We start from the raw sequence: 17,017 nt of genomic DNA on the forward strand, positions 1-17,017 counted from the left end.
TTTAAAAAGAGATATTATTAAATATATCTATTATTACAATAACGACAGAATCAAATTAAAACTAAACGGCTTTAGTCCAGTACAATACCGAACTAAAGCCGCTTAAATTAGTAATCATTTTTTGTCCAAACTTTTGGGTGCACTACATTAGCGCGGGCTTTGTTGTTTTGGTCTATTTGTTAGTCTATCAAAGTGCGATTGCGCTGTTTCGTGTTACTTAGTTTTACGCGGGTTGCCTTGTCAATACAAATTTAAGATTTAAAAAAGGCATAGAATCATAATTGATGCTGCAGAAAAAAGCATATTGTATATGCTTGCTTAAATTTTGTCATTTGGTATCCAGAGCCGCCGCTTATAAAAGCCGGGTGCTCTCTGTATTGGAGAACTTTATGGTACGCCACGCTCCATTTTGCATAGGAAAATGTACGTTGTATGAAGTCATTCTACAGTGCTCCTTTTATTTCAAAAACAGCAGCATATTTTGAAGGGCGTTGAGCAGGAACCAGGAACGTCAAATTTTCGTCTGTTTGCTGGAATGTTACTTTTTTCCCATCCATCATTTTTATTGACCTGATCTTCTTTGGACACTGTTTTGATTTGAAACCTAATGTTGGAAGTGCGATCTCACCTTCGGTTGGGTTCAACACAAAAGCATACAAAATGTCACCTTTAGTTGTAAATCTAACCTCGTCATTTCCATATGCTGGACTTTTAATGGTTCGCTGATTAAACTGTTCAGACTCTGCTTGCTTTTTCAATGCTTCCAAATCGGCATTGGCAATATTAGTGGCGCGTTTTAAAACAGAATTTAGATTATCTCCATACACTTTCCATGGTTTACTTGCATAAATTGCAGCACTGTTTTTATTAACCCAAGCTCCAACTTCGTCAAGAATTGCTTTTTCATCGGCCGAAAGGCTTCCATTAGGCAAAAGCTCTACATTGAGCAATAAATTCCCATTTTTACTATTCACATCTGCCATCATTTCGATAATTGTTTGGGCATTGTGAACCATTTCCCGATCCTTTTTATAGAACCATCCGCTACTGGTTGTAATAATACCTTGCCAGGGTTTTGGATTGATTTCGTTTGAGGTCCCGCATTCAATATCCTTTACAATGGCATCATCATCAGAAATTTTACCTGCTGCAACGGCCATAATTTTACCGTTTTTCTTTAAGCTGTTTTCAAATAAAGTACGGCAAACCTCTTTTCCTGGTTCACCATATGGAAAACCATAACCATCGTACCAAATCATATCCACATCGTATTTTGTGACTAATTCTTTATGGCGCAATACCCATGTTTTTTTCATGTTTGCAATCCATTCAGGCGTTCTTTTGGCAGGTGGTAGTCCATATAAGTCGGCTGGATCAAGCCCCTCCCACCATAAACCTTTCCCATCTTCTTTAGTCAGATTTCCATCATAGAGAACCCCTTTCAATGGTCCGGATTTATCCGAACCAAAGGCTGGAAGCCACCAATTCAAATAGCGGTCATCGTGTGAACTTACGCCAAAGGGTATCTTGTATTTTCGTGCCGATTTTCTAAAGTCTCCTACAATGTCCCGTTTAGGACCAACATTTACAGAATTCCATTTTTGATAGGTCGAATTGAAATTGTCAAAATGATCATGATGAACGGCCAAAATCATAAAATATTTAGCACCCATTTCTTTGAAATATTTCATCAAAGCATCAGGATCTAGCTTTTCAGCCTTCCAGGATTGAAGCACTTCTTTGTAACCGAATTTGGATGGATGCCCATATTGTCTTAATTGATTAGGATAAGCATCTTTTCCGAAGGTTTCACCACCCACATCCTGCATATACATATGACGAGCATACCAGCCGCCGCCATTATCGGGTTGAGACTGTCCTCCCCAATGCAGCCAAATCCCAAAACGGGCTTCTGTGTACCATGCAGGAAACTCATAGTTTTGTTTCAATTCTTCCCAGGACTTTTCTTTTTCCTGAGCATAGGAAGAAGGGATTGAGCATAAAATTGTCAAACTCAAATACAATGCACATTTGAATTTTATGGAGTGAAAAATTTGGAATGGTTTATTTATCATTTTGTTTGATGTTCAATGTGTGTGCGTCGTGCTGGTTTTATAGAAGATGGAAGGCAAAGCTGGCAGTCCTCCGGTCACCACTAAATCTGTAGCAGTGTCTCGGATTACTAACCAATCGTAAATCGATCCTCAAATTAAATAATTTTAAACCGCTAAAGTTTGTTCGATATTGCCTAATGGTGATGCTTTTTTGCTTACACAACAACACAAAGATGAAACTACCTCATAGCATTACAATAATTTCACGTAATTAAAAACTTGTAGAAGCTTATTCTACAAGTTTTTTTTAGTGGTAAAGTTGTGAAAGGATAAGTAAGGGTAGAAAAGTGAGCGTTGAGGTTAGCAATATAATTATTAAATTGTGCTAACCGTCACTGGTCTTAAATGCTATACTTTATAGAAACTAACACCAAATATTACGGTGAGCCAGCAGGCATTGGAAACGATCGCGGAACATTTTGAAGAATGTGTATTCGCTAAAGACGAGTTCCTGCTCTCTTTGAACAGGAACAACGTTTATCTGCCGATGGCTTTATGAGAAGTTACACCTACGATACCCAGGGTAATAAGGTCTCCACCTACTTCTATCCCAAGGATCGTGTGGTATTTGAGATGGCCTCCTTCTTTTTTACATATCCCTTCAACAGAATGCATACAGGCGGTTACAGCATCTGGCGGATACCTTGCTTCTTTTGATTTCGATTAACATGCTTTTTCATGCGGTGCGTGAGTTCAGGGAATTTGCGCGGAGTAAATTTCCTGAACTGTACCAGGCTTTATCGCTTGTTTGTAGTTTGTAATAGCCAACAATCCGGAGTCTTTTTCGGTTGACTTGTTTTTCTTGTTGCTATCAGCTTTTCATACTCCTGCGAAAATAGCATAGGGAGTTGATAATTTCGATGTACTTTTTTTTGCTGAAGGTATCTACTTTGTGGCTTAATAAGCTGGATGCACGTGATACCCGGCCGGGAGGGATAATTGCGTTGTGAACAAAAGGAAAATGCTGAAAATAGTAGCATACAGGCTATCTAAAATATCGTTTGATTTGTATCTTGTCTGGCAATCCACGTTTATTACATGTCTTCATAACACATATTATCATTCACATTTTAACAATAGCTATGAGCAGTTTTAGAAAATGGGCCATTTGTATACTGGCTGTTACTGCCTGGTCATCGGACAGCAACGCCCAAATGGTCAGCAATAACTGGGTGTCCGTTCCCTTAAACAACTGGCAATCCTTCAGGGATCCCGGAGGCAACTGGCATATCGCGGGCGATGCCAGTACAGACCTGACCAAACCGGGTGACATGAAGCCGGCTTCGGGGGAAGGTGTGGCCGTGAACATTACAGGCAAGAATAATAACAGTCAGTTGGTAACAAAGGAAGAGTGGGGGGATATTGAACTGGAACTTGACTTTATGATGGCAAAAGATGCCAATTCAGGGGTATACCTGCAAGGAAGATATGAAGTGCAGTTGTTCGACAGCTGGACAAAGACAACACCTTCCTTTGCGGATTGTGGAGGTATTTATCAACGCTTTAACGAAGCGCAACAAAAAGGATACGAGGGTATTGCCCCGTTAATGAATGCGTCCAAAGCGCCGGGATTATGGCAACACCTGTCTGTGAAATTCCGAGCGCCCCGGTTCAACCAGGCAGGTGAAAAAATCGCTGACGCACGGTTTGAGGCAGTATACCTGAACGGCTCCCTGGTACAACAACAGGCTACCGTAACAGGGCCTACCCGTTCGGCTATGTTTGAAGATGAGAAAATAACCGGGCCTTTAATGTTGCAGGGAGACCATGGCAACATTGCCTTCCGTAATATCCGTTATCGTCCGTTGAACGCGCTGGTGGCCGGCAACGGACAACAGCGCCGTTTCGATAACCCAATCATCATCACCCCGCAAAGCCGGCCATATCTACTCAGGAGCTTCTTTAACTACGAAGGAAAAAAACGCACGCATATCATTTCGGTGGGCTATCCTTCGCAGGTAAACTATGCGTATGACCTGAAACAAGGCGCCTTGCTGGAAATGTGGAGAGGGAATTTCCTGGATGTAACGGAAATGTGGCACGACAGAGGTGAGCCGCAACTCGCCGTTCCATTGGGAAGTGTGACGAAATTATCAGGCGCTCCTTCGTTGGCGGTGTTAGCGGATGTAAACACACCCTGGCCTGCTGCTGTATCTTTTGATGACCTGCAAAACAAAGGTTATGTATTGGATAAAGCCCGTAATCCTACATTCAATTATGTCATAAACGGCACCTCTGTAACAGACAAGGTAGCCGCAAATCCAGATGGTACCTCGCTGGTCAGGGATATTACTGTGATCAGTGCGCCGGAAGGCCTTTTCTGCAGAGTGGCGGCGGCGCCGCGTATTGATGCCCTGGAAGACGGACTATATGCTATTGACGGAAAATCATATTATATCCGCATAGATAAACGTTTTAAACCGCTCATCAGGCAGTCGGGCAATCAACAGGAAATACTTGTTCCCGTTTCCGGTTCTAAAGATCCCGTTACTTATTCCATCATCTGGTAATTCTTTTTACATGAACACTTTTTTTCAGAAAAATATATCATTCCCGCTAAAATACTGGCTATGCTGCGCCATTGGTATGTCGGGGATAACGATAGCAACGGCACAGCAAAAAAAGGATTCCGTGAAATCGCAAAAAGAGGAAGACTTCTATACCATCACTACGGTACCTATACCTCAAAACATTGCCCTGGAAGTGGGTGGTATGGCATTGCTTCCCAACGACGCATTAGCGGTATCTACCCGTCAGGGCGAAGTATGGATCATCACCAACCCCTACGGAAAAAATGGTCAGCTGCCACATTACCGCCTGTTTGCACAGGGGCTGCATGAAGCACTGGGCCTGAACTATATCAAAGGAGATCTTTATCTCACGCAACGCAGTGAACTGACACGCCTGCACGATGAAGACGGTGATGGCGAAGCAGACGTATACGAAACCGTATATAGCTGGCCGTTAGAAGGCAACTATCATGAGTATGCTTATGGGCCTGTGCTGGATAAAAACGGCAATATGATGGTCAACCTGAACCTTGCCTGGGTGGGAGATCATGGTGAAAGTCTTTCCAAATGGCATGGCTGGATGGTACAGATATCCGATGATGGGAAGCTAACACCGTTTGCAGCAGGAATGCGGTCGCCGGCAGGCTTTGGTCTGAACGACAAAGGCGATATGTTCTATGCCGAAAACCAGGGCGATTGGGTAGGATCCGGCAGTATCACACATGTAGAGAAAGGTGATTTTTTAGGTAATCCCGCCAGCCTGGTATGGTCCACGTTACCAGGATCTACTGTTTCCCTTCGTAAAGAAGATATACCAGATACCAATGAACCGAAATATGAAGTAGCGAAACGGGTACCTCATCTTAAAACGCCTTCTGTATGGTTTCCACACAGCATCCTCGGTGTGTCCACTTCCGGTATACTCAGTGATGAAAATGATACAAACATGGGGCCCTTCAACGGACAACTGTTTGTTGGCGACCAGGGACAGAGTAAGATCATGCGCGTGTTTCTCGAAAAAGTAAAAGGCACTTACCAGGGGATTGTATTCCCTTTCAGAGAAGGTTTCTCTTCCGGGATACTCCGGATGTGCTGGGGAACAGACGGCAGTATGTTTGTAGGCATGACCGCCCGCGGCTGGGGCGCTACCGGTGGGGGACTGTTTGGCCTGCAACGCCTGGTATGGAATAAAAAGATTCCTTTTGAAATGAAAACCGTCACCGCACAACCAGATGGATTTGAAATTACTTTTACCCGGCCCGTTGATGAAAAAACGGCAAAGGATGCCGCTTCTTACAAAGTAAGTACATTCACCTATCAATATCATCACAATTATGGCAGCCCCGTTATTAACCAGGGTAATTGCCCATTGAAAGCCATAGAAGTGTCGCCAGATCACATGCGTGTAAGACTGGTAATGGATAGTCTTAGAGAAGGATATATCCATGAAATAAGAGCGGAAGGCGTTGTATCGGAAGATAACAACACCTTATTGCACAACTATGGTTACTATACGCTTAACCAGATACCGGACGGTCAGCGCCTGCTGATCACCGCTGCCAATAAAGTTAGCCAGGAAATGAACCACATGCATATGCACATGCCGGGTGCCGGCACCGCTGCTCCTGTTGCAGTCAGCAATGTGAAACACCTGACCAAACAACCGGCAAGCTGGAAGGGCACTGCTGTAACGGCCATCAACCTTACTACCAAACCAGGTTTGCAATTCAGTATTACCGCATTGAGCGTGAAAGCTGGCGCCAGGGTAAAGCTCACCTTTCAGAACAGTGATGACATGCTACACAATTTTGTACTCACCGCTCCGGGAGCCGGTAATGAAGTAGGAGTGCTGGCGTCTAAAATGGGACTGAACGGGCAACAGGCCAGTTATATTCCTGTCAGCTCAAAAGTGCTTTTCCACACGTTATTGTTGCAGCCAAAAACATCAGATGTGATCTATTTTACCGCCCCGGAAAAACCAGGGGATTATCCGTATATCTGTACTTATCCGGGTCATTTTATGGTAATGAAAGGTGTATTGAAGGTGACGCCGTAAAGCTGCGCTTAAAAAATAAACGAAGGAAGGCTGTCTCTATTGAAGTATACTTCAACAGGAGACAGCCTTCTTAGCAACTGCCGGTTTGTGAAGAAGGTGAAAGTTAAAACGAAGGCGTATTATTTCATCTATCCGTTACCGATAGCGTCATCCTCGTTTAATATTACTGTAGAAAATCACAACGATATTGACAAATACTGCGGGAAAGAAAAGAGCCTTGGTCCGATAGGTGAATATTTGTTTATGCGCACGTGCGGTCACTAAATTTCATTATGTGAAGGATACAGTTATAAGCCATGTTGCGTATAAAATATTGGAAGATACAGTTAGCCGGACAATTCCGGGGCAAGGTATTATCCAAAAAAGCATCGCCTATCTCAATCCGGTGGTAAAGAATTTCCCAGTTAAACTGAGTACATTCCTGGATGAAAAATTTGGAGGATGGGTCAACAAAATTACGATATTGTGTATCGAGCCTGCTACAAACCGAATGCAGATCGTAACCAAGGAACAGGTATTCGACGAAAACCTGAACGCCATGGAAATTGAAACAATAGAAAGACTGGTTGGGTTGACAAAAAAACATCTGGCATCAAAAAAATAAGACAGCGAAATTCAATAAGATCTGTTGGTTTTTAGCATTTTACCTAAATAATATCGAGTGTCACTAAGTATTTGTCTTATTAATACGTACTCTTGTAGCTGATTTCAAAGGAATTTTAAAACCTCCGGTGGTGGCTACCATCAAGAGTAAAAGGAAATACTCTTACGTAATTAAAACCTTGTAGAAGCATATTCTACAAGGTTTTTTTGTTTTCTGTTTTTCTTTTCATCAGCAAAATGCGCTTGGGGCTGCGCATGGGAGAGTAGATAGAACATGTAGCTATCCAATTGCGAAGATTGAACAGGCGGCCTTGCCACAAGTTCGCGTAGATTATTATATAGGCAGCTTCGCAGCCTGCATGCGGAGATAAACCGGCCGGCTTCTCCATCCGGTTGCGGAGGTAAAATGGATCTTCACTCCGTTAACAAGCAGTGTTTTTGCTACACAAAAACCGCTTTCCTTTAGTTCCCGGTGGTCACAAAAGGTAAATGCAGCGAAGATTAAATCGGAGATCAGATGGAGAGAACCACCAGGATCAAAGACTAAAGGAGGCCGCCGGCTAAAGCCGTTCGGAGAGAGAGGGAAAGCGCATGATATTTTATTGAGATGGGGGATGCGCGTTAATTGTAAATCGAACAGAATATTTATTCGTCTACCTCTTTCATAGGGCTTAATAAGGCTGTTGCTTCTACATTTAGAAAACGGGCAATAGCATATAGTTTTTCAATGGAAGACTGTTTGAAATTTCTGCACCAGGTGGACACGGCACCAGAACTTACCCCAATGGCTTCAGCCAGGTGATCATTTTTTATTTTCTTTAATGCAAGCACCGCTTTAATTCTATTGTATGCAGCCATCCCTATTTTGATAATATCTGTGTGAAGCAAATATATCAAAAGAAGACCTGCACCAAGTGCAGGTCTTCTTTTTTACTCTATAATTTATTCCATAAAATCCGGGGGTATTTTTGGGAGTTACTTCACTTTATAAAGAAGGAACTATCTTTACCAAGACAAAGCAAATTTCTAAGTCAATAGCACAACTATTTAGCTGTTGTTTTCTCAATGCTACCTGACCGATAACTTTTTACTCAATGACCTCTCACTGTAATTCTTCCCGATAGGAGATCTTATCCACGATCAACCATTTCCCGTCTAACTTTATGAGGTTAAACCGATCAATGAACCGAAAGGTCGCAAAAGTCAATTGCACGTGGGCAGACCCAGTATCTCCATCCCAGGTATATGAAAGGAGTTCGGGTTGGCATTCCTGTAATGTTGCCTGGGCAACCAGGTCCAGATATTGCGGCAGTGTCCACTGCACCAACTTCCCCTCTATGATGGTCCTGATGTACGCATCGGAGTAAAACGCCCCCCTGAGCCTTTCGATGTCTTTTACCGGACGCCCTTGAAGATAATCATTAAGAGTAAGTAGGATCAGATGCCTTTCCTCTTCCATGCCGACTTTGCTAGCTAGAGTTTTCATAATCGTTGTCAATTTTTTTTTAACTTTCTAAATATATATTCGGTACCAGGTGATGACAACATAAGTGGAAGGATTGTCCAATTGTAAAACTCTTTTGTTTGCCTTTTTCGCAATTACTATTACAATGTACCTATTACCCCACTCGATCAGCAGCGCTGTTGATGTTGTCAACGCTCTTTCTGTAAATGTTCTGCCTGGATCGGAATGATCAATAGCATTTCCTTTGAATGCACGGTGATATCCCATTCATGGTTTTGATGATACAAAGGTATAGCCTCACGCTGTTTTACCGGTTGGTCTTATCAAACTAATAATTGTGAAATTCAAAGAATTGGGCGGGGGTGTTTTTGGCCGGAAGCCATTTTTAACAGGAGAATAAAAGTTGGAGATGTTGTTGTAATTCCCTTTGTAGCCTATCGTTCTTTCGAAAATGATGCTACATTCTATGAATATACTATGGAAGATTTGAACAAAGAAGCGTTTGAGAATTAGAGGACGCAATTTGCATCTTCTTAAGAGGAGTTTAGGGAACTTCGCTACGCACCTTTTTGTTTTAGCGATCAAGGTGTACTGTGTTTTGAGCAGTGAGAGGGCAATAGCTGTAAATATCCAGATAATACGGATATTTCATCAGATGCGGGAGATGAATTCTACTCACAAGGACATGAAAGCGAGCTATTGTAAACCAGTAATGCCACAAACACCGATAATAATAGTATATAAGTTAAATACTGTGTAGGCTGTATAGAGATTAAGCGGAAATTTTCAGGCTATAGAGGTTGTATCAAGAGTAATTCGATGGACATGAGCATCGTGTTACCGAAATAGGTATCTGAATAAAAAACGGCTCAAAATTACTTTTGATACAACCTCGGGGATCTTACAAATCTATCATTAGCCCTTGAAGGCAAATCCGCTTTTCCGCAAACGCAGCCACAGTAATGCGCCCAACATAAAAAATACACTTTCAATGACCAGCCATTGTGTACCAAAAGCCCCCAGTGGTCCTTCTACCATCCAGGTAATCATCCTCGACAGCGCATATAAGCCCCAAAGCCAACACAGGAAAATTACGCCCTGTTGTATATCTTTAAACGCCCAACGCACCAGCATGATGGTGATGGTGAGCCCTACGCCGCCATATACCCCTCTGATAGAACTGAAAGCATCACTGTTGGGCAACTTCACCTGTACAAGGTCCATCACCGCCTGGGGGCTGAAAAAGCCCATTATACTCACCATTAAAAAACTTCCCGCAGACAGGAACAGGTATAAGCGGGATAACACATTGATAGTTCGGGAATGATTCATATTGCTCTTTTTATAGCGCAAATTTGGCGGCATTGCACAAATAAAATCTTTGTGCATATCAAGATTTTTGTGCAAATCTTAAACCTCAATTAATTTTATGGAAGAAAAGAATGGTTCAGTTAATAATTAACAACCGATTGATTGCGTCTGAACGACAATCAAAGGTCAATAAAATAGACTGAGCTAATGAGCCCCCCATCGTTATAGTTAAGATTACCTACAAAAGTGTATTGTCATTATGTTGATACAGTCGAGGCTATGCTTAGCACCTGCTTAGTACCTATAGAAGCAGCGCAGTAGAGGTGGACTTGATGCGGGGGTGACGTTCGGGTGTGTAATCCCGATGAAATTGAATGAGAAGAAGGATGGAGGTGAGAACCGGCCATAGCACCGCTGCTTCCCTACCAGGCTGTAGCTGAGGAAAGAGATAGATTATTGAAAGGAAGCAGGTATAGAGGGTTTATATATCAAAATATCTCCGGGGCAAATTAGCTTTATTCCAGTTGAATGACAGCAGGATATGCGTGTGTATAGGTAAGTTTGGGAAGCAGTTTCGTCCGCTTTGGATAAGCACGTTTATGCGCATATTTAGGGACTTGTGGCGCTGCCACCGCAATAATATCGGCGGCCATATATTGTCTGCTGCGCGATGGGCCATCTTTGTATAGGGCGCTTACCTGGAAAACTACTACCAGTGAGCCCTGCCCGGGTACATCGAGTGAGACATTGGTTTCCTGGAAAGTAGTATCCGTATCTATCATGAGCGTAACCGTTTCGCTACCTACTACCTGGCGTGATATAAAATCAATGCGCGTTGCGATCACTTTTACTTCCAGGGCAGCGATGTCTTTATACCCGGCGATGGTTTGTGCGGGAATATTTAATATTCCGTTACTCAAGAGGCGGGGAGCCACCGGGAAAAAACGATCTACTCCGGTATGCTGATTGAAACGGAAGCCTGTGATGGCGGCGTGATGATCGCCGGCAGCAATGAGTAGTTTGTTGAGCCGATTGATGTGGCCGCCGTCACAGTGAATATCCAGGTGGGGGTAGAGCGCATGACGGATAAAAGCACCTTTCCTGCTGGCGATGCCAAAGCGCCGGGATGCGCGACGGGTAGCAGCCGTTTGCTGCACGCTTTGAGGCATGGAGCGCAGGAAGTAGTTGCCATTGCGCTTATACCCTATGAGATTGCCGAGTTTTCCCGTAAAGGAAATGACGGACATTTGTTTTGCCATGAGAGATTATTTTGATTACTATAAATATAAGATAATTCGGGGAACCTGTTTCCGGGACAGCTTGAAGATTATCTAAAGGGAGGGTATGCTGTATTGTGTAATATTCAAAGCTAGTGCAGTGAGGATTTGACAATGACAAATGCGAATGTATGGGCATTTAGAACATATTGAAAAAAGATATTTTCCCCGTTTTCAACCTGATCCATTATTTTTAACCATCCTGGTTCTTTAATTGTTGTGCAATTCTACACTTCATTTGACCTTTTAATAAACTCGCGGATGATACTTAATTTCTGGAAACATTCTTTCAACAACAGGTAAAACATGAAGCATATTATTTTATCTCTTATCCTATTAAGTTCAGTGAGTGTATTTTCTCAAACCGGACAATATGTTAAGGACATGAAAAATGGATGTATGATATGGAGTGATGAATATTCACCTAAGGATAGTATTATGTGGACCGGTGCTTGTAAAAATGGCTATGCTTTCGGAAATGGGGTGATGCAGTGGTATCAAAATCATAAATTAGTTGTTACCTATACCGGGCAAATGAAGCATGGCAAACTCAATGGTAAAGGTAAATATGAAATTATCGGCTACGCTACTTTTGAGGGTAGTTTTATTGATGGGGCTTTAAATGGAAAAGGCGCTGCATATTACAGTAATGGGGGAAAGACCATTGGAAACTTTGTAAATGGTGATTTTTTAAATCTGGACGACAAATATTTAGCAATACTTAAAAAACAATATCTGGATATTAAAGACAGCACTGAAATTTATGGTAATGATAATGGCGGCGATAAGCTTTTCTATTATATGCTTATTCCTGACAGGACTATAAAAGCCGTTTTAGTACTGTTTCCTTCCACAGGTGAAACTGCTGAAAATGTGATTAGTTGCAATAAAGAACTGATACAGCAAGCCTATAAGAATAATATTTTACCAATTGTTGTAAGCGCCAATTACAATAAGCCCCTGGATAGTGATCAAATGGTGATGCAATTCTTTGACGCTGTTTTTAAAGAACTTGTACTGAAGTTTAATGCTCCGAAAGATAAATTTATTTTATGCGGGCTTTCTCTTGGAGGTGAAAACGCGTTACAATACACAGAAATGTCAAGAAACAGGAAATACACTACTTATATCAAACCGCTTGCTGTGATTGGTGTTGATCCGCCTGTTGATATGGTAGACTTATATAATGGAGCGAAAAAATCTATTATAAAATATGAAAAGGAGGGATCAAATTTATCAGCAAGCAAAAAACTCGCTTTAAATGAAGACCGCTTTCTAATAGACGGTTTTACTAAACTTTATGGTGGTTCTCCGGAAGAGTTTCCGGATAAATATACTGAAGGCTCTCAGTTTTCAAGAAATAGAGAAGATGGAGGCAATGCAAAATATTTAATTGATGTACCAGTGAGATTATATTGCGATCCTGATATCGTTTGGCAGCTTAAAAATAAAAGCAGGGACTATTATGATATGAATGCTGCCAACCTTTCTGCAATGACAAATTTTCTCATGCAAAATGGAAATACAAGAGCTGAATTTATACCTGCAATAGGAAAAGGTTTTAGCGTTGACGGAAAAAGGCATCCACATTCCTGGTCTATTGTTGAACCTATTAACTGTATCAAGTGGATTTTAAATCTTGCAAAATAAAAGGTGAACGAGGTATTACTTCGATTATTAATAAGGTAGTATAACTGTGTAAATGTTGGATGAGAGGGGTTTCTATATTTCCCCGGGAATCTGATGAGAGACCTGAAGCGTGGAAATAGTATAAATCATTGGACTATGATCCGCCTGCAAAATTCAAAGTGCCGCTGGTCAATTACATTTTTATAACTTGATTTTTTAATTATTTCACGTTTCAACTAAAATCGGGGTGCAAATTTGTCGCGGAAATCATCTAATAATGAGTATCAGCTTTTGCAGGGATTGACTTCGGGCGATACGTGCTGGCAAAGATCCGGAGATCCAATATACATTGGATATCATCCGGGCCGGTAAGCAATAGTATCCGGAAACCTTGTGTGCGGATTCGGAAGAGGGTGTTTTGTAAGAGGCGCCCTTTTTACAAGAGTAGGCAATAGCTCATTGGAAAAGCGTAAATAGATTGCGCTTTTTCTACAAATATTTAAAAAACCGCTACGGATATTATTTATTTTTCTTTTATAGAGATGATCAACATAATCTTGTACCAGGAGCCACTTCTTCACCAAATCAGGAGTGGAAAAATAATATGCGAAACGAGAATGTTAAAACACTGGAAAGGTTTTCTGTGTTCAATGCGCAATTGAGCCAGGAAGAAATGACTGTTGCCCAGGGTGGCCAGGGGTTCACGATGATCAAGTTTAGTTCGGAGGTTACCGCCAATGGCACCTGGATCACGGAGGATTACTATATTGATGGTAAATACTCTTATTCCTCTACAACGCCTGATGGCTGCACGATGTAAGTGGTCCGGCGTTTGTTATTTCAGCGAATTTCTTCGAGGTAAGGGAAATAGATATTTACGATCGTTCCCTTACCTCCATTTATCGATGCCTTGTCCGTTATTTCCAGTTTGAAACGCTTACCTGTTTGCCTGCTGAGCATTTCAAGACGTTTCCTGTTGATGTGAGTGGATAGTGATGGCTTGCTGCCTTGGGTGAACGGCTTGTTTTGCTGTACGCCTTTTCCGTTGTCTTCAATGATGCAATGGAGCATACCGGCTTCTCTCCTGATTTCAACAGATATTTTCCCTTTATAGTTGAGTTCCTGTACGCCGTGTTGGATGGCGTTTTCCACAAACGGTTGTAATAGCATGGGAGGAATGAAGATGTCATCCATATCATCGGGGTGTGCCAGGGAGTAGTCAAAGCTGTTTTTAAACCGGAGCGCCTGGAGGTTCAGGTAATTGGTAAGTGCCTCCACTTCATGTTCCAGTGCTACAAAGGCTGCCTGTGAGTGTTCCAGGCTGGCCCTGAGCAGGTTGGCAAAGGAAGAGAGGTAGCTGAGTGATCTTTCTGTTTCTTTATTGCGTATCATGGACTGTAATACGGCCAGGGTATTGAAGATAAAGTGGGGTTCCATTTGGCTGCGAAGCAGTTTTTGTTCCATTTCAGCCTGCCTGAGCTTCTCCCTGAGTTGCCGGCGCTTATAGAACAGTACCAGCAGAATAACCGACAACAGGGCAAACGCAATGAACCCTGCGATGATAATGCCCTGAAGGCGGTTGATCTTTTTGGTGCTCATATTGATGGCCGCCAGGTTTGATATTTTGGCATCCCTTGCTTTTAAGCCGTATTGATCTTCGAGTTCTCTTACCCGTTCAGCGTAAGCAGAATCGGTATAGGATTTCAGAAAACCGAGCGATTCGTAATATGCTTCGCTGGACTTTTTATATTGCCCCAGCATGTAATGGATACCGGCTTTTTGTTCCCAGGCAGATGTTGCGATATCGTTGGAAGTAGACAATGTAGTATCCTGTTTCTTTGCGTTCAGGATATCTATGCAGCTATCGATATATAGCAGCGCCCTGGGATAATCCTTCATCTCTATATAGATGTTCGCTACATTATAATAGGTTACAGGAGGAAACCTTTTCGCCTGCCGCTGTATGTCCATAGCGGTGAAGATATTTTTGAGGGCCTCTTCATATTTGCCTTGTTGCCGCAGGAGGGTACTCCTCATCTCATATTTGCCGGCGGTATACATAGGATGATAGAGGCTTGTATCCGGCATGATGTATTTATCAACGTAGTATAGCGCAGAGTCATTGTTGCCTCTGTAGGTGTAGTAATTTTTCAGATTATTGGCCAGTACCCGTTTTAACCTGGGGTCATGTGTTTGTTCGAATGCTTCCAGGAGATACTTTTTTTGCAGTTCTCCTTCTCCCATTTCGCCGTACAGGTCTGCCAGGCGATAAGTTGTATAACCCAGGTTGATAGTATCATGTTCGCGACGGAACTCATAAGCGGCTCTGATCCGGCTGAGGGCTTCTGTATAGTTTTTCCTTCTCTGGTAAACTTCCCCTATGCCAAAAGTTGCGGATATGATCAGTTTTCTGCTGGTATCTTTCTTTGACGCCAGTTCCAGCGCTTTGTTGTAAAAATACAGGGCACTGTCGAGATTACCGGAAGCTTTGTAGAAGGAACCCTTTGTCGCCAAAGCTTGTACCTGCATGCGAAGGGTCCCGAAGCTTTCCATCACTGGTGTGATGCTGTCCATAAACAGCCTGGCCTTTTCAATGTCCTGGTTGGCGAGGAATATATTGAAGCGGTTGTTGGAATAAGTGTTAAAGCTGTCTTCTTTTGCTTTGAGCTGCTTATCTGAAGGCCCGGCAGGGGTTTGGTGGCAGGCTGTATGCAACAGTAAGCACAGACCGCATAATATTATTCCTGGCAGATGTTTCATGAATGGGGTTGGGTTATTTGACATGGACGTAGTTTTTATCTGTTAAAATGGCTCATCACCTGTTCTCTTTTTCTTACGGATACAGGGACCTGATCACCGCTGTGTAAAAGCAGATAGCCATCGCGATGATAGCCTTTAATGAAGGAACGGTTTACCAGGTAGGACTGATGTGGTTTCAGGAAGCTGCCTTGTGGTAGTAGCTCTTCATATGTTTTCATAGGTTTGCTTACCACAATCTGTTTCCTGTTCTGTAAATGGAAGGTGGTATAGCATCCGTTGCTACTACAAAACAGGATGTCTTTGAATGGAACGATATCAATGGTTTGCTGGGTCCGTAAAACAATTTCTGACGGAACATGATCCATTTTAAAAGATGCCTGGGCAACCTGTAAAGATTTCCTGATCTCTTTTGATGAGGGCTGAGCAGTGGCTTTGGCAAGTGCTGCTATTAATTCCTGTTCGTTCACCGGCTTTAAAAGATAATCCAGCGCCCCGTATTTGATGGCTCTAATAGCATATTGATCGTAGCCCGTAATAAAAATAAGATGAGGGAAAGGATGTTCCAGCTCATTTAACAGGTCAAATGCGGTTTGCCCACCCAGCTGAATATCCAACAGCAGCACATCGGGCACCTTTTTTTGTACCATGCCCAATGCCCTCTGCACAGTATCTGCAGCCCCGGCTATCTCAATATCTTTATATCGCCGGAGCAATAAAAGAAGGTCGTTCCTGATGTTAGCTTCATCTTCAACAATCACTATTGTTTTCATAACGGGGGGTACATTATATTTTCTTTTGTATAAAACAAATATATAAAACAGGTCAACGAATGTTTATAATCTTGCTTCGTAGTGATCCTAACTTTTTATTTTGCGTGATATCATGATACTACCGTGCAACATTTCTATAGAAAAAGCACATAGACAAATGTAAAAAAAAATTGTTAACCAAGCGCCTTGCCTACGTAGAGGGCGCCCTATTATTTAATCACTCAAATCCAAACACATGAAAACACTGGAAAAATTCTCAACTTTTAATCAGGGGTTGGAAGACCATGAATTATCACAAGTATCAGGAGGGGATTATCGTTACACTGTGCGTAACTACTATGGCACTATCACCTATTTTCGTATTACTGCACTCGAAGGGCGAACACTGGAAGGATCGCAGGGTGTGGATTCCGGAGGCAATGACGTAAACTTTATGTCTACGGATCATAATTAACGCATAACACGCCTGCCGGAGGGCAGTCAAACGCCGCCGGCAGGTATTTACACCACGTTCGTCTTTTT

The 17,017-nt window shown here is 42.4% G+C and carries 15 protein-coding genes; 7 read left to right on the top strand and 8 right to left on the bottom strand.

Annotated features, from left to right (window positions below):
• The coding region (locus AC1DCV_RS33670; protein WP_477027290.1) for an IS3 family transposase at positions 1-106 on the top strand (106 nt) is incomplete at its 5' end.
• A gap of 337 nt (positions 107-443) precedes the next feature.
• Here AC1DCV_RS33670 and AC1DCV_RS33675 read toward each other — a convergent pair.
• Both AC1DCV_RS33675 and AC1DCV_RS33680 read right to left on the bottom strand, forming a co-directional pair.
• The gene (locus tag AC1DCV_RS33675; RefSeq protein WP_477027291.1) at positions 444-2,075 is read right to left on the bottom strand and encodes an alpha-L-fucosidase; all 1,632 of its coding nucleotides are present in this window, start codon (positions 2,073-2,075) and stop codon (positions 444-446) included.
• 516 nt (positions 2,076-2,591) lie between these two features.
• Entirely contained in the window at positions 2,592-2,729 is a 138-nt protein-coding gene (locus AC1DCV_RS33680) for a hypothetical protein (RefSeq protein WP_477027292.1), read from the bottom strand.
• Between the two features lie 467 nt (positions 2,730-3,196).
• On the opposite strand from AC1DCV_RS33680, the gene AC1DCV_RS33685 reads away from it, so the two are divergent.
• The 3 genes from AC1DCV_RS33685 (at position 3,197) to AC1DCV_RS33695 (ending at position 7,284) form a co-directional block, all read left to right on the top strand.
• On the top strand, positions 3,197-4,624 hold the full coding sequence (locus AC1DCV_RS33685) for a 3-keto-disaccharide hydrolase (RefSeq protein WP_477027293.1): 1,428 nt from the start codon (positions 3,197-3,199) through the stop codon (positions 4,622-4,624).
• A gap of 10 nt (positions 4,625-4,634) precedes the next feature.
• A complete protein-coding gene (locus AC1DCV_RS33690; protein ID WP_477027294.1) occupies positions 4,635-6,680 on the top strand; it encodes a plastocyanin/azurin family copper-binding protein in 2,046 nt (681 codons plus the stop codon).
• Between the two features lie 274 nt (positions 6,681-6,954).
• Positions 6,955-7,284 carry a hypothetical protein gene (locus AC1DCV_RS33695; RefSeq protein ID WP_477027295.1) on the top strand — a complete coding sequence of 110 codons (330 nt, stop codon included), beginning with the start codon at positions 6,955-6,957 and terminating at the stop codon, positions 7,282-7,284.
• 644 nt (positions 7,285-7,928) lie between these two features.
• Here AC1DCV_RS33695 and AC1DCV_RS33700 read toward each other — a convergent pair.
• From AC1DCV_RS33700 to AC1DCV_RS33715, 4 genes are all read right to left on the bottom strand, one after another.
• Positions 7,929-8,141 carry a helix-turn-helix transcriptional regulator gene (locus AC1DCV_RS33700; protein WP_477027296.1) on the bottom strand — a complete coding sequence of 71 codons (213 nt, stop codon included), beginning with the start codon at positions 8,139-8,141 and terminating at the stop codon, positions 7,929-7,931.
• Positions 8,142-8,385: 244 nt separating this feature from the next.
• Positions 8,386-8,769 (bottom strand): nuclear transport factor 2 family protein, encoded by a 384-nt coding sequence (locus AC1DCV_RS33705; protein ID WP_477027297.1) that lies wholly within the window; start codon positions 8,767-8,769, stop codon positions 8,386-8,388.
• A gap of 894 nt (positions 8,770-9,663) precedes the next feature.
• Positions 9,664-10,080, bottom strand: coding sequence for a DUF4345 domain-containing protein (locus AC1DCV_RS33710; protein WP_477027298.1), 417 nt, complete (start codon positions 10,078-10,080; stop codon positions 9,664-9,666).
• Between the two features lie 494 nt (positions 10,081-10,574).
• On the bottom strand, positions 10,575-11,318 hold the full coding sequence (locus tag AC1DCV_RS33715) for a hypothetical protein (RefSeq protein WP_477027299.1): 744 nt from the start codon (positions 11,316-11,318) through the stop codon (positions 10,575-10,577).
• Between the two features lie 324 nt (positions 11,319-11,642).
• Between AC1DCV_RS33715 and AC1DCV_RS33720 the strand changes: the two genes are divergently transcribed.
• Positions 11,643-12,986: an MORN repeat-containing protein gene (locus AC1DCV_RS33720; RefSeq protein WP_477027300.1), complete on the top strand. Its 1,344-nt coding sequence runs from the start codon at positions 11,643-11,645 to the stop codon at positions 12,984-12,986.
• 583 nt (positions 12,987-13,569) lie between these two features.
• Complete coding sequence (locus AC1DCV_RS33725) at positions 13,570-13,785, top strand: hypothetical protein (protein ID WP_477027301.1); 216 nt, start codon at positions 13,570-13,572, stop codon at positions 13,783-13,785.
• Positions 13,786-13,805: 20 nt separating this feature from the next.
• Here the strand turns inward: AC1DCV_RS33725 and AC1DCV_RS33730 are convergent, their stop codons facing one another.
• Together AC1DCV_RS33730 and AC1DCV_RS33735 are read right to left on the bottom strand one after the other, a co-directional pair.
• Complete coding sequence (locus AC1DCV_RS33730) at positions 13,806-15,749, bottom strand: tetratricopeptide repeat-containing sensor histidine kinase (protein WP_477027302.1); 1,944 nt, start codon at positions 15,747-15,749, stop codon at positions 13,806-13,808.
• Between the two features lie 11 nt (positions 15,750-15,760).
• On the bottom strand, positions 15,761-16,495 hold the full coding sequence (locus tag AC1DCV_RS33735; protein WP_477027303.1) for a LytR/AlgR family response regulator transcription factor: 735 nt from the start codon (positions 16,493-16,495) through the stop codon (positions 15,761-15,763).
• A gap of 235 nt (positions 16,496-16,730) precedes the next feature.
• On the opposite strand from AC1DCV_RS33735, the gene AC1DCV_RS33740 reads away from it, so the two are divergent.
• The gene (locus AC1DCV_RS33740; RefSeq protein WP_477027304.1) at positions 16,731-16,949 is read left to right on the top strand and encodes a hypothetical protein; all 219 of its coding nucleotides are present in this window, start codon (positions 16,731-16,733) and stop codon (positions 16,947-16,949) included.
• The last annotated feature ends 68 nt before the right edge of the window (positions 16,950-17,017 follow it).

This window comes from Chitinophaga sp. 10T418 (genome assembly GCF_056394125.1).

Coding starts and splice junctions, on each gene's coding strand:
- AC1DCV_RS33675 (WP_477027291.1), bottom strand. CDS start 2,075: ATGATAAATAAACCATTCCAAATTTTTCACTCCATAAAATTCAAATGT.
- AC1DCV_RS33680 (WP_477027292.1), bottom strand. CDS start 2,729: ATGCATTCTGTTGAAGGGATATGTAAAAAAGAAGGAGGCCATCTCAAA.
- AC1DCV_RS33685 (WP_477027293.1), top strand. CDS start 3,197: ATGAGCAGTTTTAGAAAATGGGCCATTTGTATACTGGCTGTTACTGCC.
- AC1DCV_RS33690 (WP_477027294.1), top strand. CDS start 4,635: ATGAACACTTTTTTTCAGAAAAATATATCATTCCCGCTAAAATACTGG.
- AC1DCV_RS33700 (WP_477027296.1), bottom strand. CDS start 8,141: ATGGCTGCATACAATAGAATTAAAGCGGTGCTTGCATTAAAGAAAATA.
- AC1DCV_RS33705 (WP_477027297.1), bottom strand. CDS start 8,769: ATGAAAACTCTAGCTAGCAAAGTCGGCATGGAAGAGGAAAGGCATCTG.
- AC1DCV_RS33710 (WP_477027298.1), bottom strand. CDS start 10,080: ATGAATCATTCCCGAACTATCAATGTGTTATCCCGCTTATACCTGTTC.
- AC1DCV_RS33715 (WP_477027299.1), bottom strand. CDS start 11,318: ATGGCAAAACAAATGTCCGTCATTTCCTTTACGGGAAAACTCGGCAAT.
- AC1DCV_RS33720 (WP_477027300.1), top strand. CDS start 11,643: ATGAAGCATATTATTTTATCTCTTATCCTATTAAGTTCAGTGAGTGTA.
- AC1DCV_RS33725 (WP_477027301.1), top strand. CDS start 13,570: ATGCGAAACGAGAATGTTAAAACACTGGAAAGGTTTTCTGTGTTCAAT.
- AC1DCV_RS33730 (WP_477027302.1), bottom strand. CDS start 15,749: ATGTCAAATAACCCAACCCCATTCATGAAACATCTGCCAGGAATAATA.
- AC1DCV_RS33735 (WP_477027303.1), bottom strand. CDS start 16,495: ATGAAAACAATAGTGATTGTTGAAGATGAAGCTAACATCAGGAACGAC.
- AC1DCV_RS33740 (WP_477027304.1), top strand. CDS start 16,731: ATGAAAACACTGGAAAAATTCTCAACTTTTAATCAGGGGTTGGAAGAC.